Genomic DNA, 26253 nt, shown 5'->3' on the forward strand with positions numbered 1-26253 from the left:
CACCCTTTGCCGATGAGGAAAATTCTATGCATGCGAAAGTCTGGCTGATTGGTGCCGGCCCCGGTGATCCGGAGCTTTTGACCCTCAAGGCGGTCCGCGCCCTGGCCGAAGCCGAAGTCGTGCTGATCGATGACCTGGTCAACCCGCAGATCCTTGAACACTGCCCGCAGGCGCGAGTAATTGCCGTGGGTAAACGCGGTGGTTGCCGCTCCACGCCGCAAGCCTTCATTCAGCGCCTGATGCTGCGTTACGCCCGCCAGGGCCGCTGCGTGGCCCGCCTCAAAGGCGGTGATCCGTGCATCTTTGGCCGCGGCGGCGAAGAGGCAGCCTGGCTGCAGGCCCATGGCATCGAAACCGAGCTGGTCAACGGCATTACCGCCGGCCTGGCCGGCGCGACCCAATGCGGCATCTCGCTGACCTTGCGCGGCGTCAGCCGTGGCGTGACCCTGGTCACCGCCCACACCCAGGATGACAGTCCGTTGAACTGGCAGGCGCTGGCCCAGGGCGGTACCACCCTGGTGGTGTACATGGGCGTGAGCAAACTGGAAGAGGTGCAGCAGGGATTGCTGGCAGGTGGCCTGGCGGCGCAGACGCCGGTGGCCATGATCGAGAACGCCTCGCTCCCCCAACAGCGCGAGCAACGCAGCAGCCTGGCGCAGCTGTGCCTGGATGCCGCCCGCTTCAAGCTGAGCAGCCCGGCGATCCTGGTGATCGGTGAGGTGGCGGCAGCGGACAGTGCGGCGCTGATGCAACTGACAGCCTGAATCGCAGGCAAAGAAAAGCCCGGCCTAGGCCGGGCTTTTCAGTAGGGCTTAGACCAATTACTTGGCTTGGGCTTCTACTTGTGCTTCTACACGACGGTTAACAGCGCGACCAGCGTCGGTGGCGTTGTCAGCAACCGGACGGGTTTCACCGTAGCCAACCGACTCAACGCGAGTCGACTCAACACCGTACTCGTTGGTCAGAACCTGTTTAACGGCGTTTGCACGACGCTCGGACAGCTTCTGGTTGTAAGCGTCAGGACCGACGGAGTCAGTGTGACCTTCAACAGTGGTGGTGGTCTGTGGGTACTGCTTCATGAAGTCAGCCAGGTTCTTGATGTCGCCGTAGCTGTTTTGCTTGACGACCGACTTGTCGAAGTCGAACTTGACGTCCAGCTCAACACGTACGACTTCAGCAACAGCTGGGCAGCCGTCAGCGTCAACGGTAACGTTGGCAGGGGTGTCAGGGCACTTGTCGACGTTGTCGCAGACGCCATCGTTGTCGCTGTCGGAGCAGACTTCAGCAACTGGAGCAGGAGCGGCTTCAACCTTGCCACCGCTACCACCGAAGTTCAGACCCAGACCAACGGTCGGACCCCACTCGGTGTTGCCGTTGTCGATGTTGTACATGGCTTCAACGCCGGCACGGGCGAAGAACATGTCGGTGATGTACCACTTGGCGCCAGCGCCAACGTTGGCGAAGGTGGAGTGGTCACGGCCGCTACGGGTAGCTTGGCCCAGGCTCTCGTGAGCGAAACCAGCCGAAACGTAAGGACGCAGAGCGTCGCCGACGGTACCGAAGTGGTAGGTAGCGTCCAGCTTGGCCTTGGAACCTTTGATGTCTTTGTTGAAGACTTCGCCACGAGCGTTGTGAGTCTCGTTGTAGCCCAGGTCCAGGGACAGGTCGTCGGTCAGGAAGTAACCGAGGCGAACACCAGGATTGGTGCCAGTGTTCTTGAAATTGCGCTCGCTGTCGTAGTACTGCTTGGTAACGTTGCCTTCAATTTCGACTGCGCCTTGGCCTTGTGCCAGAGCGCCGAAGGAAGTTGCGGCTACAAGAGAACCAATGGCCAAGCCCAAGGTGTTTTTCAATTTCATCCGTTAAATCCCCATCTGGTGATAGTTAAGCAGTCCCACCAACATCCGGGGGACAACTCGACGGCAAGTCTAGCAGAACTTGCCGGTACGTTAGAGATATTTGCGCGCCACTAAGTTTCAGTGAGGCCCGCAAATTTCTCACGTAGCTTGTCAAGCGCACGCTTGTACCGCATTTTCGTTGCGCTCAGGCCCATATGCATGATATCGGCGATTTCCTGAAATTCCAGTTCTGCGACAAATCGAAGCACCAGAATCTCGCGGTCAATCGGATTGACATGCACTAGCCATTTGTCCAGCCCGCCTTTCTCTTCCGGTTTTGGCGCCTTCTCTTCCGAGGCCTCCTCGAGTGGATCAAGACTCAAGGCATCCATCAGTCGACGTTTGCGCCGCTCCTTGCGGTACTGGGTGATGCATTCGTTGTAGGTGATGCTGTAGAGCCATGTCTTGAACTTCGATTTGCCCTCGAAGTTCTTCAGCCCATAGAGCACCTTGAGCATCACCTCCTGACAGACATCGTCAGCGTCCCGATCGTTCCCTAAATAACGCGCACAGACGTTAAAAAGAGTTCGTTGGTAGCGGCGCATGAGCTCCTCATACGCGCGAGTAACATGAAACAGCTCCTCATGCGAACGCGCCACCAACTCCTCATCGGTGAGCTCGCGGGGGTCGTAACGCATGGGCAGCGAGTGAACTTTATTCAAAACGGATCTGGCCGACAGTCAGGTCAATGTCGCCGCATACCCCTGCCTGGGGTATTTTTGCGGCGGCATACATTAGCAGGATTTGCCCGGTTAGCGGCTATTGACTCGCTGCTCGAGCAAAATCCGGTTGGACAACGACACCAGCTCGCCGTCGTCGGTCAGCAGGGTCGTCTTGACCGTGCCGATCTCCTCGATCTGCCCTTCGACCTCTCCAATCCGCACTTGTTGGCCCACTTGATAAAGCTCACGCACGTAAATTCCGGCGAGAATCTGCCCGGCAATTTCCCGGCTGCCCAGGCCCATGGCCAGCGCCACGGCCAGACCAACGGTAATCAAACCGATGACGATCACGTGATTGAGCAAGTCGGTCTTGACCTCGAGCTGGCTGATTGCCACCGAGATACTGATAATAATGACCAGGCCCTGGGCGATCCGCCCTACGCCAGCGGCGTATTCCAGGCCGATGCCTTCGGCGGCGCCGCGCACCAGGCCGTTGACCAGTTGCGCCAGCAATACGCCCGCCAGCAGCACCAGCGCCGCGCCGAACACTTTCGGCAGGTACAGGGCAAGCATGTCGAGTGTGGCCGAGACGCGCTCAAGCCCCAGGGACTCAGCGGCGGAAACAAGGAAAATCAGCAGCACGAACCAGTAGACGATCTTGCCGATCAGGGTCGAGATCGGCACCTGGATGCCGACCCGGCTGAGCATCTTGGTCAGGCCGGTGCCGCCCATCAGGCGATCCAGGCCGAGCTTGGCCAGCAGTTTCGACAGCAGGGTGTCGAGCAGCTTGGCCACGACGAAACCCAGCAGCACCACAACCAGAGCGCCGAACAGGTTGGGGATAAAGTTCGCCACTTTGGTCCACAACGCTGTCATCGCGGTGACCAGGCTCTGGGTCCAGAGATCAAGTTCCATATTCAATCGGCCTTATCAGCTTTACGAACGGTAGCGTTACGGCGCACCGGCGCAACATGCGCCGAGCCATTGTTCACGGCAATCATCAGCGCCTGGCTCCAGCGGCCCAGCAGGCTGAACAGATCGCCCGCGCCAACCTGGCGGTTGGCGGTTTTCAGGACCCGGCCCAGGCAGGCATCGTCGTCGCGGTCCTGGCCGGACGGCGATGCCTTGAGCAGGTCTCGCAGGGATTCTTCAAACGGATCGTGCATGGGCACCTCGCGCAATATCTGTCAAAGACGAGGTCGCCACACAACGGGTCACATGAACCGGCCAGGCAGTTTGTGACTGCATGTTCACAAATTTCATCTTCACACCCAGCGCAGGCGGCGAAACAGCCACCATTGCCCCAACGCCAGGGTCAGCACCAGCAGGCTGGCGAAGAGAAAGCCGTACGGGCTGTCGGAGCCTGGAATGCCGCCGACGTTGATGCCCAACAGCCCGGTCACGAAGCTCATGGGCAGGAATATGCAAGTGATGATGCCGAAACGGTACATGGTCCGGTTCATCCGCTCGCTGCGGCGCCGGTCTTCGCTTTCGAGCACCAGAGCGGCGCGTTCGCGGGTCAGCTCGAGCTCTTCCAGGTAGCGGGTCAGGCTGTTGTTGAGTTCGTTCCAGTAGTCGGCGTCGTCTGCGGCGAACCAGCTCCACTTGTTGCGCGCCAGTTGCGCGTAGATTTCCCGCTGCGGATTGAGAAATCGCCGCAATCCGGCCGCCCGTCGGCGGATCTGCTGCAGGCTGCCCTGGTCCGGGGCATAGCGTTTGTCGGCTTCAAGCTTCTCTTCCTCGGCATCGACCACTTCCGACAGGTCGCTGATCAGCGCCTGGACCTTTTCGGTCAACAGTTGCGCCATGCTCAGCAGCAGCTCGGAAGCGGTTTTCGGCCCGCGGCCTTCGGCCAGTTGCTGCAGCAGTTCATCACTGGCGCGCAACGGCCGCAGGCGCAGCGAGATCACCCGCTGGGCCTCGGCGAAGATCCGCACCGAAACCATGTCTTCAGGCTCGGCACCGGGGTTGAGGTTGACCCCGCGCAAAAACAGCAGCATCTGCGCCTCCGGCAGTGGCAGCAGGCGCGGACGGGTGTTTTCCTCCAGCAGCAGGTCGCAGGCGAACTCGTTCAGGCCGCTGTCGTGACGCAGCCAGGTGCGGGTCTGCGGGTGACTGCGGTCCCAGTGCAGCCACAGGCTTTCCTGGGGCTGCAGGGCAAGGGCGTCCAGTTCAGTTCGGGCGATTGCACGGGCACCGCCTTTTCCATCCAGCACCAGGGCATGCACCAGCCCCCATTGCGCGTTTTCTTCCTCGAACATCCCTACCCCACCGACCGGTTTCAGAGCTTTACTCAGGCATTTTCAACGGGCTTGGCGAGACGATCACGCCGTTGTTGTCGGCGTAGATGTATTCGCCTGGACGAAAGGTCACACCGGCAAAGGTCACCGCCACGTTGACCTCGCCGATGCCACGGCGGACGGACTTCAGCGGGTGGCTGGCCAGGGCCTGCACGCCAACGTCGGTCTGCGCCAGGACATCGACATCACGCACGCAACCGTAGATCACCAGGCCTTCCCAGTGATTCTTCGCCGCCTTCTCGGCCAGCATGTCGCCGAGCAAGGCATGACGCAGCGAACCGCCGCCGTCGACCACCAAGACCTTGCCCTTGCCATCGAGCTCGACTTGCTCTTTGACCCGCGAGTTGTCTTCGAAGCACTTGATGGTAACGATCTCACCCCCGAAGGAGTCGCGGCCACCGAAGTTGCTGAACATCGGCTCCAGCACCTGCACCAGTTCCGGGTAGGCGTCGCACAGATCGGGGGTGATGTAATGCATGGGAAACTCCTGTCGATTATCGAGACGATGAATGTCGCAGTTTCACTCAGTGAACGAGGCCCAGCGATGCGGCTTTAGCCCCAAGGCTACACGTCGCTGCCGGTGCGGTCACCTTGGCAGCGCATTCAGCGAACAGATGCACACTGAAAAAACCAAAAAATGACCAAACCCTTCACAGTCGTCATATCTTAGCGGCATCAGCTCGCCGGCGAAACGGCCTGCGCCGCCTCGGGCAGCAAAGGCGCCAGCGGATTCTGCAACCAGCGCTCAACCAGTGGCCAGACCTGTGCCTGCGCCGGCTTGCTGACCAGCATGTCGACGTGCCCGAAGTTGTCGAACCCTGCCTCGCGGCCCAGGCGGACAAACTGCTTGTGCTCGCTGCCCAGTTGTTCGAACAGCTTGCGACAGGCCCATACCGGGTCCTGATGATCACCCGCGCCGGCCACGGCCAGCACCGGCACATTGACCTCGGCCAGGCCCGCCCACCAGTCGCGGTCCTTGTCGCCAAAGCGGCCAAACAGGCCGAACCAGCGCATGCTTTCCAGCGCCAGGCCAATCGGCTCGTCTTCCGGCCCGCGCTTGAGCCGCGAACCGGAGATTTGCGCAAAGCGCTTGAGCAGCAGGCGCCCGCCCCACTCCACCGGCGGCAACTTCAGCGGCCAGTAAGTACGGCTGACCTGGGTGCCGAAAAACGCCACGCTGGCCACCTGTTCGGCCCCCAGGTACTGGCCGCCCAGGGCTGCCGCCAGGGTAGTACCGCCCAGCGAGTGGCCGACCCAGTGCGCCGGCTGGCCGGCCTGCTCGCAGACGAATGCGGCAATCACCGGCAGGTCGTAACGGGCGTAGTCGGCCACGCGGTTGTGCCGGTAGCCATGATTGCGCGGCGACAGGCCGTGGCCGCGCATCTCCGGGATCCACACATCGAAACCGGCGCGTGCCAGATAGGCGCCCAGGCCAATGCCCCGGGGCGAATACCAGAAGCGCCGGTTGGAAAAGCTGCCGTGCAGCAGGATGACCGGGGTGCCACGCACCTCGGTTTGATCGGCCATGCCCAGGCGGGTGAGCGCCAGCTCCACGCTGCGATCCGGGCTGTTACCGGCTTTGATCCGGTACACGTCCTCGCTCAGGTCGCCACGGCGCTCGGCACTGAGCAAGGCCACGGGAAAAAGGGTACTGCTGCTTTGCATAGGGTTCTTGCACAAAAAAGGGCGAGGTCCATCACTGGAACACGCCCTGGAATACGGTCGGAACCTTCACTGGCGCCAGGGCCGGGTGAAGGTTCCGGTTCAGCGCATCAGTTCGCGGCCTGGCCTTCAGCCAGGAAGAACCAGGTCTCGAGTACCGAGTCCGGGTTCAGCGAGACGCTTTCGATGCCCTGTTCCATCAGCCACTTGGCCAGGTCCGGGTGGTCGGATGGGCCCTGGCCGCAGATTCCGATGTACTTGCCCGCCTTGTTGCAGGCCTGGATGGCGTTGGCCAGCAGCTTCTTGACAGCAGGGTTACGCTCGTCGAACAGGTGCGCAATGATCCCCGAGTCGCGGTCCAGGCCCAGGGTCAGCTGGGTCAGGTCGTTGGAACCGATGGAGAAGCCGTCGAAGAACTCGAGGAACTCTTCGGCGAGGATGGCGTTGGACGGCAGCTCGCACATCATGATCACGCGCAGGCCGTTGTCGCCACGGGCCAGGCCGTTTTCAGCGAGCAGGTCGACGACCTGGCTGGCTTCGCCCAGGGTGCGCACGAACGGCACCATGATCTCGACGTTGGTCAGGCCCATCTCGTTGCGCACGCGCTTGAGGGCGCGGCACTCGAGCTCGAAGCAGTCACGGAAGGTTTCGCTGATGTAGCGCGAAGCACCGCGGAAGCCCAGCATCGGGTTTTCTTCTTCCGGCTCGTAGAGCTTGCCGCCGATCAGGTTGGCGTACTCGTTGGACTTGAAGTCCGACAGGCGCACGATGACCTTTTTCGGCCAGAACGCCGCGGCCAGGGTGCTGATGCCTTCGACCAGTTTCTCGACGTAGAAGCCGACCGGGTCGTTGTAGCCGGCAATGCGCTTGTCGACGCTCTCTTTGAGCTCGGCAGGCAGGCCGGCGTAATTGAGCAGCGCCTTGGGGTGCACGCCGATCATGCGGTTGATGATGAATTCCAGGCGCGCCAGGCCGACACCGGCGTTGGGCAGCTGGGCAAAATCAAAGGCGCGATCCGGGTTGCCAACGTTCATCATGATCTTGAACGGCAGCTCCGGCATGGCGTCGACGGAGTTCTTGCGCACGTCGAAGCCCAGCTCACCTTCGAAGATGAAGCCGGTATCGCCTTCGGCGCAGGACACGGTCACGCCCTGGCCATCCTTGAGCAGCTGGGTGGCGTTGCCGCAACCGACCACCGCCGGGATCCCCAGCTCACGGGCGATGATCGCCGCGTGGCAGGTACGCCCGCCACGGTTGGTAACGATGGCACTGGCACGCTTCATCACCGGTTCCCAGTCCGGGTCGGTCATGTCCGAAACCAGTACGTCGCCGGGCTGGACCTTGTCCATCTCCGAGACGTCCTTGATGATCCGCACCTTGCCGGCGCCGATGCGCTGGCCAATGGCACGGCCTTCGACCAGCACGGTGCCGGTTTCCTTGAGCAGGTAACGCTCCATGACGTTGGCCTGGGCGCGGCTCTTCACGGTTTCAGGGCGGGCCTGAACGATGTACAGCTTGCCGTCGTCACCGTCCTTGGCCCATTCGATGTCCATCGGGCACTTGTAGTGCTTCTCGATGATCATCGCCTGCTTGGCCAGCTCGCTGACTTCGGCGTCGGTCAGGCAGAAACGGGTGCGGTCGGCCTTGTCGACATCGACGGTCTTGACCGAGCGACCGGCCTTGGCTTCTTCGCCGTAGACCATCTTGATCGCCTTGCTGCCCAGGTTGCGACGCAGGATCGCCGGGCGGCCGGCTTCCAGGGTGCCTTTGTGCACGTAGAATTCGTCGGGGTTGACCGCACCCTGAACGACGGTTTCACCCAGGCCGTAGGCGCCGGTGATAAACACCACGTCACGGAAGCCCGACTCGGTGTCGAGGGTGAACATCACGCCGGCGGTGCCGGTTTCAGAGCGGACCATGCGCTGCACGCCGGCCGACAGGGCCACCAGCTTGTGGTCGAAGCCCTGGTGCACGCGGTAGGAAATGGCGCGGTCGTTGAACAGCGAGGCGAACACTTCCTTGGCGGCGCGGATGACATTGTCGACGCCGCGGATGTTCAGGAAGGTTTCCTGCTGGCCGGCAAACGAGGCATCCGGCAGGTCTTCGGCGGTGGCCGAGGAGCGCACGGCCACGGCCATGTTCGGGTTGCCCTGGGACATTGCGGCGAAGGCGGTGCGGATTTCGGCGTTCAGGCGCTCGGGAAACTCGGCTTCCATGATCCACTGGCGGATCTGCGCACCGGTCTTGGCCAGGGCGTTGACGTCGTCAACGTCCAGCGCGTCGAGGGCGGCGTGGATCTGGGTGTTCAGGCCGCTCTGCTCGAGAAAGTCACGATACGCCTGAGCCGTAGTGGCAAAGCCGCCGGGGACCGAGACACCGGCGCCCGCGAGGTTACTGATCATCTCGCCGAGGGATGCGTTCTTGCCCCCCACATGCTCTACATCATGGACGCCGAGCTTATCGAGGGAAACTACGTACTCTACCAAGGTGATCTCTCCACTAACTGTGTTGGAAAAGCTCAGGTCGCCCGCCTGCCAGCTCTGGCTTGGCCGGGCGCTTGTGGCCTGGACCTGGAAAATAAGTGAGAATGCCGAACGCAGTGTTCGGTAAACCGAACCTATCATATCCAAGATTCGTCACCAGCTTAAGGCCCAAGGCGCAAATGAAACGATCTGCTTTCTTTATCTCCGATGGCACCGGCATTACCGCCGAGACGCTGGGACAAAGTCTTCTAGCGCAGTTCGATACCATTCCGTTCAATAAATTCACGCGTCCGTACATCGACAGCGTAGAAAAAGCGCGGACGATGGTACAACAAATCAATAGCGCCGCTGAAAAGGACGGTGTCCGTCCGATCATCTTCGACACCATCGTCAACCAGGATATCCGCGAGGTGCTGGCCACCTCCAACGGTTTCATGATCGACATCTTCTCGACCTTCCTGGCCCCGCTGGAGCAGGAACTGACCGCCCATTCCTCGTATTCGGTGGGCAAATCCCACTCGATCGGCGGCAACTCCAACTATATGGAACGCATCGAGGCGGTCAACTTCGCCCTCGACAACGACGACGGCGCGCGCACCCACTACTACGACAAGGCCGATCTTATCCTGGTCGGCGTGTCGCGCTGCGGCAAGACTCCGACCTGCCTGTACATGGCCATGCAATTCGGTATCCGTGCGGCCAACTACCCGTTGACCGAAGACGACATGGAGCGCCTGCAACTGCCCCAGGCCCTGAAAAACCACCAGCACAAGCTGTTCGGCCTGACCATCGACCCCGACCGCCTGACCGCCATCCGCCACGAGCGCAAGCCCAACAGCCGCTACGCAAGCTTTGCCCAGTGCGAGTTCGAGGTGCGTGAAGTGGAGAACCTGTTCCGCCGCGAGAACATTGCGCACATCAACTCCACGCATTTCTCCGTGGAAGAGATTGCGGCGAAGATTCTGGTCGAGAAAGGCGTAGAGCGCCGATTCAAGTAGGCTGGGCGCCTCAAGCTGCAAGCTGCAAGCTGCAAGCGACAAGAAAAAGCAGGCGGCGCTGTTGGTGAGAAAGTTGCTAGCTTGCACGAGTAGCAAGCTGAAAGCTGCAAGCGGAAACAACGCATTCCACTTGCAGCTTGTAGCTTAAAGCTAGCCGCTTAAGACGGCACCACCATCGCCTGGCCACTCAGGGCCAGGTCCACCAGCTCGCGGTTGGCCACCGCGTACATGGCGTAGTCGGTACCGATGGCGGCACGCAGCTCGTCGAGCATGGCGCGCCAGCGCACGACCATGACCCGGTGCTGATCCAGCCACAGGGCCACCCGGGCGTCCATGTCCTCCGGTGCATCGTCCATCTGCAGCACCGAGATGGTGATCGCCCGCTGCTGCAGGTCGATGTCATCGCGGAAGGCTTCGCGGGCCAGGGCCTGCCAGTTGTTTTCCACCGGCAGGTTGCTGATTTCCTGCAGGTACCAGGTCAGGTCCAGGGCGCTGCCAACGGCGAAGAAGGCCTTGGCCACTTCGGCCGGGTCCTGGCCGGTGACGTCGGAGGCTTCGATGATCGGCAACAGGGTGTACAGGTGCGTGGTACCGGCCACCATGCGCGCCAGCAGCTCCGGCACACCAGCTTCGACGAAGCCCTGGTAACGGCTCATCCAGCGCTCGCGGGTCGGCCCTTCCAGCAGTTCATCGAGCTTCAGCCCCAGCGCGGCGATCTTCGGACCGAAGTGCGCCACGTCGCGGCCAGCATCCTGCTCGTTGCGACGGCTGCGCAGGAACCAGCGGGTCGCACGGCGGCCCAGGCGCATCAGCTCGTCCATCAGGGTCAGCTGGATTTCAGCCGGGACCTGATAGTCCAGCGCCTCGATCTGACGGAACCAGTGCGGCAGGTGGAAGATATCGCGCACGATCACGTAGGCGCCGGCGACGTTCGCCGGGCTCATGCCGGTGGACTCTTTCAGGCGCTGAACGAAGGTGATGCCCATGTTGTTGACCAGATCGTTGGCAATCTGGGTGCTGACGATCTCGCGTTTCAGGCGATGACGACGCATGGCCTCGGCGAACTTGCTCACCAGCGACGGCGGGAACGCGGTTTCCATGTCGCGGGTCAGGTAGTCGTCGTCCGGCACCAGCGACTTGAGCAGCTGCTCCTTGAGGTCGATCTTGCTGTAGGAAATCAGCACCGACAGCTCGGCACGGGTCAGGCCCTGGCCAGCGGCCAGGCGCTCGGCCAGTTGCTCTTCGGTCGGCAGGAACTCGATGGCGCGGTCCAGCTTGCCACGGCCTTCGAGGTCGGCCATCAACCGCTTGTACTCGGCGATGCGTTCCTTGGCCCGACGCGCAGCCAGGGACAATGCCTGGGTCTGCTTGTAGTTGTTGCCCAGCACCAGGCCGGCCACTTCGTCGGTCATGCTGCCCAGCAGCTGGTTGCGCTGCTTCTCGGTCATGTCGCCAGCCTGCACCACTTCGTTGAGCAGGATCTTGATGTTGACCTCGTGGTCGGAGCAGTCCACGCCACCGGCGTTGTCGATGAAGTCGGTGTTGGTGGCGCCGCCGTTCAAGCCGAACTCGACCCGGCCCAGCTGGGTCATGCCGAGGTTGCCGCCCTCGCCCACCACCTTGCAACGCAGCTCGTTGCCGTCGACGCGCAGGGCGTCGTTGGCCTTGTCGCCGACGTCGGCGTGGCTTTCTTCACTGGACTTGACGTAGGTGCCGATACCGCCGTTCCACAGCAGGTCGACCGGCGCCTTGAGCAGTGCGTTGAGCAGCTCGGTCGGGGTCAGCTTGTCGGCTTCGATGGCGAAGCGCTCTTTCATCTGCGGGGTGATCGCAATGCTTTTCGCGCTGCGCGGGAAGATCCCGCCGCCTTCGGACATGATGCTGGTGTCGTAGTCGCTCCAGGCCGAACGCGGCAGATCGAACAGGCGCTGGCGCTCGGCGAAGCTGCTGGCAGGCTCCGGGTTCGGGTCGATGAAGATGTGCAGGTGGTTGAACGCCGCCACCAGTTGCAGCTTGTCGGACATCAGCAGGCCGTTGCCGAACACGTCACCGGCCATGTCGCCGACGCCGACCACGGTGATCGGGTCTTCCTGGACGTTGATGCCGCGCTCACGGAAGTGACGCTGCACGCCGACCCAGGCGCCACGGGCGGTAATGCCCATTTTCTTGTGGTCGTAACCGGCCGAACCACCGGAAGCGAACGCATCGCCGAGCCAGAAGCCGTAGTCGATGGCAATGCCGTTGGCGATGTCGGAGAAGGTCGCGGTGCCTTTGTCGGCAGCCACCACCAGGTATGGGTCATCGTCGTCATGACGCACGACGTTGGCCGGCGGCACCAGGGCGCCATCCTTGAGGTTGTCGGTGATGTCCAGCAGGCCGGAAATGAAGATCCGGTAGCAGGCGATGCCTTCGGCCTGGATATCGTCACGGCTACCACCCAGCGGCAGGCGGCGAGGCAGGAAACCGCCCTTGGCGCCAACCGGCACGATCACCGAGTTCTTCACCTGCTGGGCTTTTACCAGGCCCAGCACTTCAGTACGGAAGTCTTCCTCGCGGTCCGACCAGCGCAGGCCGCCGCGGGCGACGTTGCCAAAGCGCAGGTGCACGCCCTCGACCCGTGGCGAGTAGACGAAGATTTCGAACTTCGGCACCGGCTTGGGCAGCTCGGGGATCAGCTTGGGGTTGAACTTGAAGCTGAAGTACGACTTGTTATGGCCCAGGGCGTCGGTCTGGTAGAAGTTGGTGCGCAGGGTGGCCTTGATCAGGTCCAGGTAGCGACGCAGGATGCGGTCTTCGTTGAGCACCTGGACGTCGTCCAGAGCGGTCAGGATGGCCTGTTCCAGACGCTGTTGCTTGTCGTCGAGGTCGTCGCTGGTGAGCTTGCGCGCCAGGTAGAAGCGGGTTTTGAACAACCGGGTCAGCTCGCGGGCGATGTCGGTGTGGTTGTTCAGGGTGCTGGCGATGTAACCGAGGTCGAAGCCCAGGCGGATCTGCTTGAGGTAGCGGGCGTAGGCACGCAGCAGCGCCACGTCGCGCCACGGCAGGCCGGCGGTCAGCACCAGGCGGTTGAAGGCGTCGTTCTCGGCATCGCCATTGACGATGTGCACGAAGGCATCCTGCAGGGTGTCATTGAGCTGCTGGATGTCGAGGTTCAGGCCTTCGGCGGCGGTGAAGGCAAAGTCATGAATCCAGTACTCGCGGCCGTTGGCATGGCGCAGGCGGTACGGGAACTCGCCGAGCACGCGCAGGCCGAGGTTTTCCAGGATCGGCAGCACGTCCGACAGCGCCAGCGGCGTATCGGCGTGGTACAGCTTGCAGTGCAACTGCTGTTTACCGGCCTGGGTCAGCGGCTGGTAGAAGCTCATCACCAGCGGCTTGCGCTCGGACAGGGTCATCAGGTGCTGCATGTCGACCACCGCCGAATGGGCGGCGAAACGCTCGCGGTAACCGGCCGGGAAGCCTTTCGGGAAGTCGGCCAGGACGTTGGTGCCCTGGGCTTCGCCGAAGCTTTCGACGGTCAGGCTGGCGTAGTCGTCCTGCCACGAACGGCAGGCCTGGATCACTTCGTTTTCCAGCTGCTGCGGGTCGATGTCGATGCGGTTTTTCGGATCGACGCGCAGGATCAGTTGCACGCGGGCCAGCACCGACTCGGAGAAGAAAGTCCAGAACTCGCAGTCGCTGGCCTTCAGGCGCTCCATCAGCACCTGCTGGATCTTCTGCCGTACCTCGGTGGAGTAGATATCGCGCGGCACGTAGGCCAGGCAGTAGCAGAAACGGCCGTACGGGTCCTTGCGCAGGAACACGCGAATCTTGTTGCGCTCCTGGATCTGCACGATCGACATGACGGTGCTGAACAGCTCGTCGACCGGCGTCTGGAACAGGTCGTCACGCGGCAGCACTTCCAGGACCTGGGCCAGTTCCTTGCCCAGGTGGGCTTTGGGGTCGAAGTGCGAGCGGCGCTCGACTTCGGCGACCTTGCCACGGATGTACGGAATCGCGCGCACGCTCTCGCCATACACCGAGGAGGTGTACAGGCCCATGAAGCGGCATTCCTTGATGACCTTGCCGTCGGCATCCAGCTGGCGGATCGACACGTAGTCCGGGTAGGCCGGACGGTGCACGCGGCTTGGGTGCGCGGCCTTGGCGAAGGACAGCAGCAGCGGCTCGTTGAGGTAATTGACGGCGTAGTCTTCGATGCGCAGGTCTTCGGCGGTGAGACCGGCTCGCAGCATACGGGTCAGGCCGAGGAACGACTGCTCGTCGTATTGCAACTGGCCGCCCTGGGCGTCGCCATGGACAACGAATTCTTCGTAGCCGAGGAAGGTGAAGTGGTTGCCCAGCAGCCACTCGAGGAATGCCTTGACCTCGGCTTTTTCGTTTTGCGCCGGGGCGTAGGCGGTCTGCTCGACCAGCGCCACGACCTCGCGCAGCTTGACCTTCATCGGTTCGAAGTCGGCGACGGCAACGCGCACTTCAGCCAGCACCTGCTCAAGCTCACGGGTCAGCACGTTGAGCTCGGCGGTGTTGGCGCAGCGGTCGATCTCCAGGTACATCAGCGATTCTTGCAGCACGCCCTCGCCCTGGGTGCCCTTGGGCAGGATTTCCAGCAGCTCGCCTTTCGCCCCGCGACGCACGCTCAGTACGGTGGTCTGCAGGGTATGGATGCTGTAGCCGCGGCGGTTGAGCTCGGTGCGCACCGAGTCGACCAGAAATGGCAGGTCATGGTGCAGGACTTCGACCGCGGTGTGGGTCGACTGCCAGCCATGACGCTCGTAATCGGGGTTGTAGACGCGAACCTGGGGCTGGGTGTGATCGAAACGTTCGATGATGCGCCAGGCAGAGAGGGTGCAACCGGCCAGGTCCGACATACGGCGCTGGGTGAGTTCGTCCAGAGAGATGATGCCGAAGAACTGTTCGGCGAACAGCGCCACTTGTGGCAGTGCCTGTTCGCTGATGTGCTGCGCCAGGGCCGCTTGCAGTTGATGCTGGAAGTCGGCTTTGCTGGCTGCGGTGAAAAACGCCATCTGTGGTACTCCGCTTGGGCTTTATTATTGAGTGAAGCGTCGCGCGCGTCCGCCGTGTACGGATCAACGATAGCCAACCCGTAGCAGGAGGACGGTAAAACCATAGAAACAGGCGCTCGAGGTGACCTGTAAGTCACATCTTCCCGCTCCACGGATGGGCATCTGCAAAAACGACTGCCGAACGGGCTGTGTCTTTACGGGTGTCCATCGACAGCGCAGCTTAACGAGTGCCCGCCCGCCCCTGCTTGCGGTGCTGCGACATATTCGGTCATTGAGGTGAAACCGCACGTTTATCCAGCGGCCGAAGACTGGCAGAATCGTGTTTCAACTTATTGATCGAGCTGCTCATGCAATTCAAGACCGCCCTGCTCTTCGCCACCCCCTGCGATGATGAAGAAGACAACATGGCTACCCTGTGCTGCCACAGCGACAAGGGCCAGATGTTCCTCATGACGCGCTATCCGGACGAAGACACGGTGGACATCACCCTGGATGACGAGCCAAGCACCCTCGACGGCCTCAAGGTCAGCCTCAGCGCCAAGCGTTTGCTGATCGAAGTGGCGCCAGGCGATGCCGATGTGTTCAAAGGCGACGATCACCTGGAGATTACCCTGACTTCCGACGGCACCGACCTTGCCGAAGTCGAAGAAACCCTGCAGAACATCCTCAAGGGCACCGGCACCTACGTCAGCGAGCTGTAATCGCCCACGCGGTTTCTTGACAAGGAACCGCTGCAAAAGGCATTGTCTGACAACCTGATTAATGAGCCACCCCTCATGCTTGAGCTTCAGCGCCCCGACACCCTGGTTGAACGGGTTGTCGGTGCCATCCGCGCCGAAATCGATTCCGGTCGCCTGGCAGCCGAATCGCGCCTGCCCACCGAACAGCAACTGGCCGAGCAATTGAACGTCAGCCGCTCGGTGGTGCGCGAGGCCGTGGCCCAGCTCAAGGCTGACGGAGTGCTGATCGCCCGCCGCGGCCTGGGTTCGTACATTTCACAAACCCCGACCGGCACGGTATTCCGCTTCCCTTCAGCGCAAGGCCGCAGCCCGGACCTGGTGCAGATGTTCGAAGTGCGCCTGTGGATCGAGACCCAGGCCGCCTCGGTGGCCGCCCAGCGCCGTGACGCCGCCGACCTTGCGCGCATGAGCAAGGCCCTGCAGGAGATGCTCGACAAGCGCAGCGACTTTGCCGTGGCAGCCGCCGCCGATGTCGAGTTTCACCGCGCCATCACCGAAGCCAGCAAGAACGATTATTTCGTCGCCTTCCATGATTTTCTGCGTGGACAACTGGCCGCCGCTCGTCGCACCGCCTGGGAAAACTCCGCGGCGCATTCGGTGGGCGGTTCGGCCGATGCCCACCGCGAGCACCAGGCGCTGTACCAGGCCATCGCCGATGGCGACCGGCTTGCCGCCGCAGCCTGCGCCGAAGCACACCTGCGGGCCTCGGCCAAACGCCTGAAACTGGACCTGCCGAGTATCGACTGACCCCCCTATAAGCGGGCGCTGCTGCATGGCGCCCTTTTGTTTGACCTACTTAGTCTGACAACCTGATAAGCAGACTCTCTGATAAGAACACGCCAAGGTGACACCTGCATGATCTACGACTACTGCATCATCGGCGGCGGCATCGTCGGCCTCGCCACCGCCATGGCCCTGCTGGAGCGCCAACCGGGCGCATCCTTGCTGATTCTCGAAAAAGAAAGCAGCCTGGCCAAACACCAGACTGGGCATAACAGTGGCGTGATCCACGCGGGGATCTACTACGCCCCGGGCAGCCTCAAGGCCGACCTGTGCAAGCGCGGTGCCCAGGCCACCAAGGAGTTCTGCACCGAACACCAGATCAAGTTCGACGTCTGCGGCAAGCTGCTGGTGGCTTCCACGCCGCTGGAAGTCGAGCGCATGCACGCCCTCTATGAGCGTTCGCAGCAGAACGGCCTGAAGGTCGAACAGCTGGATGCCAAGGAACTGCAACGGCGCGAGCCGAACATCGTCGGCCTCGGCGGCCTGTTCCTCGATGCCACCGGTATCGTCGACTACAAGCAGGTCTGCGAAGCCATGGCCCGGGTCATCCAGAGGTTCGGCGGCGAAGTACAGCTGCAGACCACCGTGCGGGCCATCGTCGAGACCGCCGACAAGGTCACCATCAGCAGCGACGACAAGGTCTGGAGCGCCCGCCAGCTGGTGGCCTGCGCCGGCCTGCAATCGGACCGCCTGGCAGCCCTGGCCGGGGTCAAGATCGACCACCAGATCATCCCCTTTCGCGGCGAATACTTCCGCCTGCCATCGACCAAGAACGACATCGTCAACCACCTGATCTACCCGATCCCCGACCCGGAGCTGCCGTTTCTTGGCGTGCACCTGACGCGGATGATCGACGGCAGCGTTACCGTCGGGCCCAACGCCGTACTGGGCCTGGGCCGGGAAAACTACCGCAAGTTCTCGGTGAACTGGCGCGACGTGGCCGAATACGCGCGCTTCCCGGGGTTCTGGAAAACCATCTGGAACAACCTCGGCTCCGGCACTGCCGAGATGAAGAACTCGCTGTTCAAAAGCGGCTACCTGGAGCAATGCCGCAAATACTGCCCATCGCTGAATGTTGAAGACCTGCAGCCCTATGAAGCCGGCATCCGCGCCCAGGCGGTGATGCGCGACGGCACCCTGGTGCATGACTTCCTGTTCGCCGAGACCCCGCGCATGGTGCACGTCTGCAATGCACCGTCGCCGGCGGCCACCTCGGCCATCCCGATCGGCCAGATGATCGCCGAAAGAATTTTCAAGGCCCGCTGAATCCTGCTGCACACCTAACTACAAAGACAAAAAAGGAAACCTCACATGTCGGTACATGAGGCGGCCACGGCCGCGACCGAAACCCCGGAACAGAAACGCAAACGCCTGCGCAAGGTCGCCGCCGCGACCATCTTCGGCTCGATGCTGGAGTGGTACGATTTCTACCTGTACGCGACCATGGCAGCAATCGTCTTCTCGAAGATCTTCTTCGACCCGAGCAACCCGGCGGTGGCCTCGCTGCTGGCGTTTTCCACCTTCGCCATTGGCTTTATCGCCCGGCCCTTCGGCGGCGTGTTGTTCGGCTACCTGGGCGACCGTTTCGGGCGCAAGCAGGTGCTGGTCATCACCTTCTGCATGATGGGCGTGTGCACCACCCTGATCGGCCTGATCCCCAGCTACGCCTCGATCGGCATCTGGGCGCCGATCATCCTCGTGCTGGTGCGCATCATCCAGGGCCTGGGCGCCGGCGCCGAGCTGTCTGGCGCAGCGGTGACCTCCTATGAACACGCCAGCGAAGGCAAGCGCGGCAGCCAGGGCGCCTGGCCGGCGCTGGGGCTGAACCTGGGCCTGCTGCTGTCGTCGCTGACCGTCTACCTGCTGACCATGAACGGCAACGAGTTCCTGCTTTCCGGCGGCTGGCGCATCCCGTTCATCTGCAGCATCGTGCTGGTCGGCGTCGGCCTCTGGGTGCGCAAAAGCATCCCGGAAACCCCGGACTTCAAAGAGCTCGACAAAACCCCGGCCAAGGAGCAGGTATCGCCGCTCAAGCTGCTGTTTCGCAACGACCTCAAGGGCCTGGCCGTGGTGTTCTTCGTGGCCATCGGCTACAACGCCCTGAGCTACATCTTCAAGACCTTCTCGCTGGCCTACCTGACCCAGTACAAGGGCGTCGAAGCCCATGTCACCTCGCTGTCGGTGACCATCGCCAGCCTGGTGGCCATCATTGCCGTGCCGTTCTTCGGCTGGCTGTGCGACAAATGGAGCAGCAAGACCGTGTTGATGTTCGGCGGGCTGTTCTCGGTGCTGTTCGCCTACCCGTTCCTGGCCCTGCTCAACACTGGCGAGCCGATGATGATCTACCTGGCGATTGCCATCGGTACCGGCATCCTCGCACCGATGATGTTCGCCCCTCAGGGCTCGTTCCTCAGCCGCCAGTTCCCGACCCAGACCCGCTCTTCGGGCTTTGGCACCGGGCGCGAGATCGGCACGGCCGTGGCTGGCGGCCTGGCACCGCTGGGTGGCCTGGCGCTGGTGGCCAACTCGGCGACCCACTCCACTGATGGCGTGGCGCTGATCCTGGTGGTGGCAGCGGTATTGGTGGTGGTGTTTGCCCTGTGTGACCAGGGGCGCAAGCATTCCAGCTTCAAGAACTGAGTGACCGGCAAGGCTCTGCCTTGCATCGCTGGCAACGCCAGCTCCCACAGGGTCAGCGCGATCCCTGTGGGAGTTGGCGTTGCCGACGATGGGCTGCGCAGCAGCCCCTGACTTTGCGATTTGAACAAATTTCCCTGCTGCCGTTAGTCGCCAGCCCTCCGGATGCATTAAAGTATCAGCCCCCGCCCGGGTGCTTTTACGCCGCACGCCCTGGCTTTTTCCCAGGAACCTTCAACGATGGAACACCGTGAGGCGCTGATCGCGCTGCGCACCTTTCTTTCAACCCAGATCCTGGGCCAGGAAAAACTCGTCGAGCGCTTGCTCATCGTGCTTCTCGCCGACGGCCACATGCTGGTCGAAGGCGCCCCGGGCCTGGCCAAGACCAAGGCCATCAAGGAACTGGCCGAAGGTGTCGAAGCCGAGTTCCATCGTATCCAGTTCACCCCCGACCTGCTCCCGGCCGACATCACCGGCACCGAAATCTATCGCCCGGAAACCGGCAGCTTCGTGTTCCAGCAGGGACCGATCTTCCACAACCTGGTGCTGGCCGATGAAATCAACCGCGCCCCGGCCAAGGTCCAGTCGGCGCTGCTCGAAGCCATGGCCGAGCGCCAGGTCAGCGTCGGGCGCAGTACCTACGAGCTGTCGCCGTTGTTCCTGGTAATGGCCACGCAAAACCCGATCGAGCAGGAAGGCACCTACCCACTGCCCGAAGCCCAGCTCGATCGCTTCCTCATGCACGTCAAGATCGGCTTCCCGGACGCCGCCGTGGAGCGCCGCATCCTCCTGCAGGCCCGCGGCGAGGCCCTGAACGGCGAGACCAAGCCGGAGCGCCGGGTCAGCCAGCAAGCGATTTTTGCCGCGCGCAAGGAAATCCTCGGCCTGTACATGGCCGATGCGGTGGAGGAGTACCTGGTGCAACTGGTCATGGCCACCCGCACCCCGGCCAAGTACGACCTGGAGCTGGCCGACTGGATCGCATACGGCGCCAGCCCCCGTGGCTCGATTGCCCTCGACCGCTGCGCGCGGGCCCATGCCTGGCTGGCCGGGCGCGACTTCGTCAGCCCCGAAGACATCCAGGCGGTGCTGTTCGACGTGCTGCGCCACCGCATCATTCTTTCCTTCGAGGCCGAGGCCGCCGGGATTGACCAGGACCGGGTGATCCAGCGCATCCTCGACGTCGTCGCCGTCGCCTGAACCCATGCCCAATCGCCTGCTGGCCGCGCCCGGAATCCGCATCAGCCTCGCCGAGTTGATCGAGATGCGTCATCGCGTGCGCGAAGTGCAGCTGTTCTCCCGGCCCGGCCAGCGCAGCCCTCTGGTAGGACTGCACCACTCGAAACTGCGCGGGCGCGGGGTCGATTTCGATCAGGTGCGGGTCTACCAGGCCGGCGACGATGTGCGCAACATCGACTGGCGGGTGACCGCGCGCACCCAGGAGCCGCACACCAAGCTGTTCCATGAGGAACGCGAACGGCCGATCTTCATCCTCGTCGAACAGAGCCAGCGCCTGTTCTTCGGCTCCGGGCTGATGTTCAAGTCGGTGCTCGCCGCCCAGGCCGCCGCCTTGATCGGCTGGGCCGCCCTGGGCCATAACGACCGCATAGGCGGCCTGGTGTTCGGCGACAACGAGCACTACGAGATCAAGCCACGGCGCAGCAAGCAGAGCCTGCTGCAACTGCTCAATCGCCTGGCGCGGGTCAACCAGTCGCTGCATACCGAAGCCGTACCCCAGGCCGACAGCCTTGGCATCGCCCTGCGCCGCGCCCGCGAAGTACTGCGCCCGGGCAGCCTGGCGATCATCATCTGCGACGAGCGGGCGCTGACGCCTGCGGTCGAACAACAGCTGAGCCTGCTTTCGCGCCATTGCGACCTGCTGCTGTTGCCGCTGTCCGACCCGCTCGACCACGCCCTGCCCGCCGCCGGCCTGCTGCGCTTTGCCCAGCGCGGTGCGCAACTGGAACTCGACACCCTCGACCCGACCCTGCGCAAGAGCTACCGCCAGCAAAGCGAAGCGCGTATCGAGCGCTGGGAACTGCTGGCGCAAAAGCTGCGGGTGGTGCTGATGCCACTGAGCACCCAGAGCGAGATGATCGAGCAACTGCGCGAGTACCTCAACGCGCAACGTCCGGGGAAAACCTCGTGAACCCGCTCGATCAGTTGCAGCCGTTGATCACCCCGGCACCGATCGGCTGGTGGCCGCTGGCCCCGGGCTGGTGGGCGCTGCTGTTACTGCTGCCGTTGCTGGGCTGGGGCCTGTGGCGCCTGCGCCATTGGCGCCCGGGCAAAAAGCCCATCGTGCGCGCCGAACTGCCCCTGGACCCGGTGCGCATCGAGGCCCTGGCCGAGCTCGCGCGCCTGCCCAAACCCTACGACGGCGCCCCGGCCGGCGCCTGGCTGCAGCAGATCAACGCCCTGCTCAAGCGCCTGTGTCGCAACCATTACCCGGGCAGCCACAGCCATACCCTCAACGGCCGCCAATGGCTGGCGTTTCTGGATAACCGCTGCCCGGCCGCCGGCCTGACGCGCTGGATGGTGCTGGTCGAAGGCGCCTACAAGCCCGAATGCAAACTCGACGACAAAGCCATCAACGGGCTTAACCAGTCGGTCGAAACCTGGATCCGCAAACATGTTTGAACTGGCCTGGCCGTGGATCTTCGTACTGTTGCCGCTGCCCTGGCTGGCGCGCCTGCTGCTGCCTGCCGCCGACAGCGGTGAGCCGGTGCTCAAGGTCAGCTTTCTCGATGAGCTCGAAGGCCTGGCCGGCCGCCGTGCGCGCCTGAACCTGCCGACCTGGCGCCAACAGGCACCGTTCGTGCTGGTCTGGCTGTTATTGCTGTTCGCCGCCGCCCGCCCGCAATGGCTGGGCGAGCCGTTGCCGGTGGCCGCCAGTGGCCGCGACCTGCTGGTGGCGGTGGATGTATCCGGCTCCATGGACTTTCCCGACATGCAGTGGCAAGGCGACGACGTCAGCCGCCTGACCCTGGTCAAGGCCCTGCTCGGCGACTTTCTCGAACAGCGCCAGGGCGACCGTGTCGGCCTGATCCTATTCGGCAGCCAGGCCTACCTGCAAGCGCCACTGACCTTCGACCGGCGTACCGTGCGCACCTTCCTCGACGAAGCGCAAATCGGCATTGCCGGCAAGAACACCGCCATCGGCGACGCCATCGGCCTGGGCCTCAAGCGCCTGCGCCAGCGCCCGGCGCAGAGCCGGGTGCTGGTGCTGGTCACCGACGGCGCCAACAATGGCGGGCAGATCCATCCGCTGACTGCGGCGCGTCTGGCCGCCCAGGAAAACGTGCGTATCTACACCATCGGCATCGGTGCTGATCCGGAGCAAACCGGTACCGCCGGGCTATTGGGCATCAACCCGAGCCTGGACCTGGACGAAGCCTCGCTCAAGGAAATCGCCGAGCTGACCGGCGGCAGCTACTTCCGCGCCCACGACGGCGAAGAACTCCATGCCATCGGCGAAGCCCTCGACCGCCTGGAGCCGGTGGCCCAGCAGCCGACCCAGGCGCGCACCGCCCAGCCGCTGTACGGCTGGCCGCTGGCCCTGGCCCTGTTGCTGAGCGTGCTGCTGGTGATCGAGCAGCAATGGCCTGACAACCTGCTACAGCGCCTGCTGCGCCGCCCGCGCTTTTTGCAGCCGCACCCGGAATGGCGCCAGCGCTTGCAGCGGCTGCGCCTGAGGAGGCGGCGATGAGCGAACTGTGGCCGCAATGGCTGCGCCCGCTGTGGCTGATCATCCTGCCGCTGCTGGCCTGGCTGCTCTGGAAGCTCTGGCACCGACAGAAACGCGCCGGGCGCTGGCAGATGATCCTGCCGCCGGCCTTTCATGCCGTGCTGCTGGGTGGCGGCAGCGGCCGCGACAGCAAACTGCCGTGGATCGCCCTTGGCCTGGCCTGGTTGATCACCGTACTGGCCCTGATCGGGCCAAGCTGGCAGCGCCTGGAAGACACCCGCCAGCGCCCGGCCGACCCGCTGGTGATCCTGCTTGAGCTGACCCCGCAGATGCTCGCCGACGATGCCGCGCCAACCCGCCTGGAGCAAGCCCGGCGCAAGATCCTCGACCTGCTCGAGCACCGCCGCGACAGCCAGACCGCAATCATCGTCTATGCCGGCAGCGCCCACACTCTGGTGCCGCTGTCCGACGACCTGGCCACCAGCCGCAACCTGCTCGAAGCCCTGGAACCCTCGATCATGCCGCAAGCCGGCCAGCGCGCCGATCTGGCCGTGCGCAAGGGCCTGGCCCTGCTCGCCCAGGCCGGATTGGGCCAGGGTCGGCTGCTGTTGATCGGCTCCGCGCTCGAGGCCCAGGAGCGGCAGGGCATCGTCCAGGCCCTCGGCCGCCAGGGCCCGAGCCTGCTGATGCTCGGCGTCGGTAGCGCCGAGGGTGCGCCGGTCAGACAGGCCAATGGCGAGTACCTCAAGGACGATCAGGGCGGGATCCTCCTGCCGCGGCTCGACAGCGCCAGCCTCAAGGCCTTTATCAACAGCACCGGTGGCCGCTACCGCAGTGCCCGCATCGACGACCTCGACCTGCGTGGCCTGCGCCTGTTCGACAACCCGCACGGCCTGCGTGACGATGGCCAGACCGTGCAGCTCGACAGCTGGGCCGACCAGGGCTACTGGCTGTTGCTGCCACTGTTGCTACTGGCCGCTTGCGCCGGCCGCCGCGGCTGGTTGTTCTGCTTGCCGTTGCTGCTGGCCGTGCCGCAGCCCAGCTACGCGTTCGAGTTCAACGACCTGTGGCTGCGCCCCGACCAGCAAGGCCAGCGCCTGCTTGAACAGCAGCGTCCGGCCGAGGCTGCGCGGCATTTCGAAGACCCGCAGTGGAAAGGCCTGGCGCTGTATGAGGCCGGCGATTTCAACGGCGCCGCCCGCCAGTTCGCCCAGGGCAACCGCGCCGCCGACCATTACAATCGCGGCAATGCCCTGGCCCGTAGCGGTGAACTGGAAGCGGCGCTGGATGCCTACGAGCAGGCCCTGGAGCGCCAACCGGAACTGCAACCGGCGCTGGCCAACAAGGTGCTGGTCGAACAGTTGCTGCAACAACGCCAGGGCGAACAAGCGCCCGAACAGCCGCCTGAAGATGACCAGCAGAGCAATCCCGACAGCAGCAGCGACACTGCCAGCAGCTCGCAGAACGCCCAGGACCAGGCCGCGGCAAAACCAGCGGACGCGGCCGATGAAGCTGGCAAACCTGAGGACAACGCCAACGAGCAGGCACAGAACCAGGCCAGCGGCGCTGACGACGATGACACCACCCGGCCGCCCCAGCGCCCGGCCGACAGCAGCCTCGACGCCGAACAGCGCCAGGCCCTGGAACAATGGCTGCGACAGATCCCGGACAACCCGGCCGAGCTGTTGCGGCGTAAATTCTGGTATGAACAGCAACAACATCAGGAAACCCATCGATGAGTCGCGTCTGCGTCCTGGTCTTCAGCCTCTTTCTCGCCTTGCAGGTACAGGCTGCGGCGCTGCTCGCCAGTGTCGACCGCACACGCCTGAATGCCGGCGAAACCCTTGAGCTGACCCTCGAGACCCAGGACGTGACTCAGTTCGGCAAACCCGACCTGACGCCACTGGAGGCCAATTTCGAGGTCCGTGGCACACGCCAGGTCAACAGCCTCAACAGCCTTGACGAGAACAGCGCCAACACCCGCTGGATCATCACCCTGCTGCCGCGCCAGAGCGGCAGCGTGGAAATTCCCGCCCTGCAGCTGGGCGAAGTGCGCAGCCAGCCGATCAGCCTGCAGATCCAGGCCAACGAGGTCAGCAGCGAAAACCATGGCCCGGTGTTCATCGACGCCAGCCTCGACCAGCCGGAGGTCTACGTGCAGGCCCAGGCGGTGCTGACCCTGAGCATCTATCACTCGGTGCCACTGTACGACGACAGCAGCCTCAGCCCGCTGCAGCTGGACAACGCCAAGGTCGAGCCGCTGGGCGAATCGCGCACCTTCGAGAAAGTCATCGACGGCGTGCGCCACGGCGTGATCGAGATGCGCTACGCGATCTACCCCCAGCAAAGCGGCGACCTGAAAATCCCCGCCCTGACCTTCAGCGCCACCGCCGCGCAGAGCGACGCCGAGCAGGAGCCCAACAGCCCGCGCGCCGGCAAGCAGGTGCAGGTCGGCTCGACGCCGCTGGTGCTGACGGTCGACCCGATCCCGGCCGACTACCCGGCCAACGCGCCCTGGCTGCCGGCCAACAGCCTGACCCTGGAAGAACACTGGAGCCCGGACCCGGCGCAGCAGCAGACACAAATCGGCGACTCGCTGACCCGCACCGTGATCCTTCAGGCCGAGGGCTTGTCCAGCGCCCAGCTGCCGCCGCTGCCCGGCACCGAAGTGACCGGCCTGCGCCGCTACCCGGACCAGCCGCAACTGCGCAACCAGGTCAACGACCGCGGCCTGCTCGGGGTGCGTGAAGAGCGCGAAGCGCTGGTGCCGACCCACAGCGGCAGGCTGGAACTGCCGAGCCAGGAAGTGGTCTGGTGGAACACCCGCGAAGATCACCTGGAACGCAGCAACCTGCCGGCCCGGAGCCTGCAGATCGAGGACAACCCGGCGCTGAGCGCCGACAAGCCGGCCAGCGTCGACCCGGTTACGGTGCAAACCTACCTGCTCTGGCCCTGGCAGCTGAGTACCCTGGTACTGGCCCTGACCACCCTGCTGGGTTTTGCCCTGTGGTGGCGGGCGCGCTCGCAACCGGCGGTGCTGCGAGCGGCGCAAACCGGGCCGAGCCCGCGCACCTTGCTTGATGACCTCAAGCGCGCGTGCCAGGCCAACGACCCCCAAGCCACGCGCCAGGCCCTGGATGCCTGGGCACGCCAGCAACCGGAAACCCTGGCCGAAATGGCCGCGCGTTTCGTGCCGTTGTCCGATGCCCTCGATGGCCTCAACGGCGCGCTGTACAGCGAAAGCGGGCAATATTGGCAAGGTGAAGAATTATGGCGGGCCATTGGCACCATCCCGGCCGCCGAGCAGGTTCAGCCTGCGCAAAGCGAGAACGGCAGCTTGCCGCCGCTGTACCCCAAATAACCTCCAGGCGTGGCACC

The 26253-nt window shown here is 63.5% G+C and carries 21 protein-coding genes; 12 read left to right on the plus strand and 9 right to left on the minus strand.

Features of this window, described 5'->3' with window-relative positions:
- The first annotated feature begins 26 nt into the window (after positions 1 to 26).
- A complete protein-coding gene (cobA, locus tag LOY45_RS18440; RefSeq protein ID WP_115086027.1) occupies positions 27 to 764 on the plus strand; it encodes a uroporphyrinogen-III C-methyltransferase in 738 nt (245 codons plus the stop codon).
- Positions 765 to 821: 57 nt separating this feature from the next.
- On the opposite strand, the gene LOY45_RS18445 is transcribed toward cobA, so the two are convergent.
- From LOY45_RS18445 to ppsA, 8 genes are all read right to left on the minus strand, one after another.
- Positions 822 to 1859 carry an OmpA family protein gene (locus LOY45_RS18445; protein ID WP_134061865.1) on the minus strand — a complete coding sequence of 346 codons (1038 nt, stop codon included), beginning with the start codon at positions 1857 to 1859 and terminating at the stop codon, positions 822 to 824.
- Positions 1860 to 1969: 110 nt separating this feature from the next.
- Complete coding sequence (gene sigX, locus LOY45_RS18450; protein ID WP_010223317.1) at positions 1970 to 2536, minus strand: RNA polymerase sigma factor SigX; 567 nt, start codon at positions 2534 to 2536, stop codon at positions 1970 to 1972.
- Between the two features lie 114 nt (positions 2537 to 2650).
- A complete protein-coding gene (locus tag LOY45_RS18455) occupies positions 2651 to 3475 on the minus strand; it encodes a mechanosensitive ion channel family protein (RefSeq protein WP_038994250.1) in 825 nt (274 codons plus the stop codon).
- Positions 3476 to 3477: 2 nt separating this feature from the next.
- A complete protein-coding gene (locus LOY45_RS18460) occupies positions 3478 to 3726 on the minus strand; it encodes a CrfX protein (protein WP_115086025.1) in 249 nt (82 codons plus the stop codon).
- Between the two features lie 99 nt (positions 3727 to 3825).
- On the minus strand, positions 3826 to 4821 hold the full coding sequence (locus tag LOY45_RS18465; protein ID WP_115086024.1) for a zinc transporter ZntB: 996 nt from the start codon (positions 4819 to 4821) through the stop codon (positions 3826 to 3828).
- Between the two features lie 28 nt (positions 4822 to 4849).
- Positions 4850 to 5338, minus strand: coding sequence for a ribonuclease E activity regulator RraA (gene rraA / locus LOY45_RS18470; RefSeq protein ID WP_115086023.1), 489 nt, complete (start codon positions 5336 to 5338; stop codon positions 4850 to 4852).
- A gap of 197 nt (positions 5339 to 5535) precedes the next feature.
- Positions 5536 to 6525 carry an alpha/beta fold hydrolase gene (locus LOY45_RS18475; protein ID WP_115086022.1) on the minus strand — a complete coding sequence of 330 codons (990 nt, stop codon included), beginning with the start codon at positions 6523 to 6525 and terminating at the stop codon, positions 5536 to 5538.
- 107 nt (positions 6526 to 6632) lie between these two features.
- Positions 6633 to 9008, minus strand: a complete 2376-nt coding sequence (gene ppsA, locus LOY45_RS18480; RefSeq protein WP_115086021.1) for a phosphoenolpyruvate synthase — start codon at positions 9006 to 9008, stop codon at positions 6633 to 6635.
- A gap of 176 nt (positions 9009 to 9184) precedes the next feature.
- Between ppsA and ppsR the strand changes: the two genes are divergently transcribed.
- Positions 9185 to 10003 carry a posphoenolpyruvate synthetase regulatory kinase/phosphorylase PpsR gene (gene ppsR, locus LOY45_RS18485; RefSeq protein WP_115086020.1) on the plus strand — a complete coding sequence of 273 codons (819 nt, stop codon included), beginning with the start codon at positions 9185 to 9187 and terminating at the stop codon, positions 10001 to 10003.
- Positions 10004 to 10161: 158 nt separating this feature from the next.
- Here ppsR and LOY45_RS18490 read toward each other — a convergent pair whose 3' ends face one another.
- On the minus strand, positions 10162 to 15027 hold the full coding sequence (locus LOY45_RS18490; protein ID WP_134061861.1) for an NAD-glutamate dehydrogenase: 4866 nt from the start codon (positions 15025 to 15027) through the stop codon (positions 10162 to 10164).
- 347 nt (positions 15028 to 15374) lie between these two features.
- Between LOY45_RS18490 and LOY45_RS18495 the strand changes: the two genes are divergently transcribed.
- The 10 genes from LOY45_RS18495 to LOY45_RS18540 all read left to right on the plus strand — a co-directional run bounded on the left by LOY45_RS18495 (position 15375) and on the right by LOY45_RS18540 (position 26236).
- Positions 15375 to 15728: a hypothetical protein gene (locus LOY45_RS18495; RefSeq protein ID WP_258578145.1), complete on the plus strand. Its 354-nt coding sequence runs from the start codon at positions 15375 to 15377 to the stop codon at positions 15726 to 15728.
- 75 nt (positions 15729 to 15803) lie between these two features.
- Positions 15804 to 16514 (plus strand): FadR/GntR family transcriptional regulator, encoded by a 711-nt coding sequence (locus LOY45_RS18500; RefSeq protein WP_134061857.1) that lies wholly within the window; start codon positions 15804 to 15806, stop codon positions 16512 to 16514.
- Between the two features lie 108 nt (positions 16515 to 16622).
- Positions 16623 to 17816, plus strand: a complete 1194-nt coding sequence (gene lhgO, locus LOY45_RS18505; protein WP_258578146.1) for an L-2-hydroxyglutarate oxidase — start codon at positions 16623 to 16625, stop codon at positions 17814 to 17816.
- Positions 17817 to 17861: 45 nt separating this feature from the next.
- The gene (locus tag LOY45_RS18510; RefSeq protein ID WP_115086016.1) at positions 17862 to 19190 is read left to right on the plus strand and encodes an MFS transporter; all 1329 of its coding nucleotides are present in this window, start codon (positions 17862 to 17864) and stop codon (positions 19188 to 19190) included.
- Between the two features lie 237 nt (positions 19191 to 19427).
- Positions 19428 to 20387: an AAA family ATPase gene (locus LOY45_RS18515; protein ID WP_115086015.1), complete on the plus strand. Its 960-nt coding sequence runs from the start codon at positions 19428 to 19430 to the stop codon at positions 20385 to 20387.
- Between the two features lie 4 nt (positions 20388 to 20391).
- Positions 20392 to 21336 (plus strand): DUF58 domain-containing protein, encoded by a 945-nt coding sequence (locus LOY45_RS18520; RefSeq protein WP_115086014.1) that lies wholly within the window; start codon positions 20392 to 20394, stop codon positions 21334 to 21336.
- On the plus strand, positions 21333 to 21827 hold the full coding sequence (locus tag LOY45_RS18525) for a DUF4381 domain-containing protein (protein ID WP_115086013.1): 495 nt from the start codon (positions 21333 to 21335) through the stop codon (positions 21825 to 21827). Before LOY45_RS18520 ends, LOY45_RS18525 begins: the two co-directional genes overlap by 4 nt.
- A complete protein-coding gene (locus LOY45_RS18530; protein ID WP_115086012.1) occupies positions 21820 to 22896 on the plus strand; it encodes a vWA domain-containing protein in 1077 nt (358 codons plus the stop codon). Before LOY45_RS18525 ends, LOY45_RS18530 begins: the two co-directional genes overlap by 8 nt.
- Entirely contained in the window at positions 22893 to 24614 is a 1722-nt protein-coding gene (locus LOY45_RS18535; protein WP_258578147.1) for a VWA domain-containing protein, read from the plus strand. Before LOY45_RS18530 ends, LOY45_RS18535 begins: the two co-directional genes overlap by 4 nt.
- Entirely contained in the window at positions 24611 to 26236 is a 1626-nt protein-coding gene (locus LOY45_RS18540; protein WP_115086010.1) for a BatD family protein, read from the plus strand. Before LOY45_RS18535 ends, LOY45_RS18540 begins: the two co-directional genes overlap by 4 nt.
- Positions 26237 to 26253 lie beyond the last annotated feature (17 nt).

This window comes from Pseudomonas wadenswilerensis, from assembly GCF_024749185.1.
Lineage (GTDB): Bacteria > Pseudomonadota > Gammaproteobacteria > Pseudomonadales > Pseudomonadaceae > Aquipseudomonas > Aquipseudomonas wadenswilerensis.